Below are 1,640 nucleotides of genomic sequence, written 5' to 3'. Positions count from 1 at the left end.
GCAGGTGTGTGGGTGGGTAGGGGAGCGTCGTGTGTGGGGTGAAGCAGGGGAGTGATCCGTTGTGGACTGCACGCGAGTGAGAATGCAGGCATGAGTAGCGAATGACGGGTGAGAAACCCGTCCGCCGATTGACCAAGGGTTCCAGGGCCAGGTTCATCCGCCCTGGGTAAGTCGGGACCTAAGGCGAGGCCGACAGGCGTAGTCGATGGACAACGGGTTGATATTCCCGTACCGGTGTAGAACCGCCAATGGCGAGGCCGGGGATGCTAAGCACCCAAAGCCGCTGTCACCTTCGGGTGGTGGTTGGTGGAGCGTGTGACCCGATCCGGTAGTAGTCAAGCGTAGTAACAGGGGTGACGCAGGAGGGTAGCTTCCGCGTGGCGATGGTTGTCCACGTCCAAGGGTGTAGGGCGAGGGGTTGGTAAATCCGCCTCTCTGACTTTGATGTCGTGCTTGAGACCTGATGGTGACCCCGTAGGGGGGAAGTAGGGTGATCCCATGCTGCCTAGAAAAGCCTCGGCGCGAGGTTCGAGCCGCCCGTACCCTAAACCGACTCAGGTGGTCAGGTAGAGAATACCGAGGCGTTCGAGTGAATCGTGGTTAAGGAACTCGGCAAAATGCCCCCGTAACTTCGGGAGAAGGGGGGCCTGAGGCGTGAAGCCGCTTGCCGGCTAGCGTTTGAGGGCCGCAGAGACCAGGGGGAAGCGACTGTTTACTAAAAACACAGGTCCGTGCGAAGTCGCAAGACGATGTATACGGACTGACGCCTGCCCGGTGCTGGAACGTTAAGGGGACCGGTTACTCAACGTAAGTTGGGGACGCTGAGAACTTAAGCGCCAGTAAACGGCGGTGGTAACTATAACCATCCTAAGGTAGCGAAATTCCTTGTCGGGTAAGTTCCGACCTGCACGAATGGCGTAACGACTTCCCTGCTGTCTCAACCGCGAACTCGGCGAAATTGCACTACGAGTAAAGATGCTCGTTACGCGCAGCAGGACGGAAAGACCCCGGGACCTTCACTATAGCTTGGTATTGGTGTTCGGGACGGCTTGTGTAGGATAGGTGGGAGACTGTGAAGCTGGCACGCTAGTGTTGGTGGAGTCATCGTTGAAATACCACTCTGGTCGTTCTGGATGTCTAACTTCGGTCCGTGATCCGGATCAGGGACAGTGCCTGGTGGGTAGTTTAACTGGGGCGGTTGCCTCCTAAAGAGTAACGGAGGCGCCCAAAGGTTCCCTCAGCCTGGTTGGCAATCAGGTGTTGAGTGTAAGTGCACAAGGGAGCTTGACTGTGAGACAGACATGTCGAGCAGGGACGAAAGTCGGGACTAGTGATCCGGCCGTGGAGTGTGGAATCGCGGTCGCTCAACGGATAAAAGGTACCCCGGGGATAACAGGCTGATCTTGCCCAAGAGTCCATATCGACGGCATGGTTTGGCACCTCGATGTCGGCTCGTCGCATCCTGGGGCTGGAGTAGGTCCCAAGGGTTGGGCTGTTCGCCCATTAAAGCGGTACGCGAGCTGGGTTTAGAACGTCGTGAGACAGTTCGGTCCCTATCCGCTGCGCGCGTTGGAAACTTGAGAAGGGCTGTCCCTAGTACGAGAGGACCGGGACGGACGAACCTCTGGTGTGCCAGTTGT

General features: G+C 57.7%; 1 rRNA gene. It reads left to right on the top strand.

From position 1 onward, the window contains the following. A 23S ribosomal RNA gene (locus ACRYM6_RS22960) occupies positions 1 to 1,640 on the top strand; the annotation flags it as partial.

The organism is Kineococcus rugosus (assembly GCF_050871975.1).
GTDB lineage: Bacteria > Actinomycetota > Actinomycetes > Actinomycetales > Kineococcaceae > Kineococcus.
This window is presented reverse-complemented; position numbering and strand designations above follow the sequence as displayed.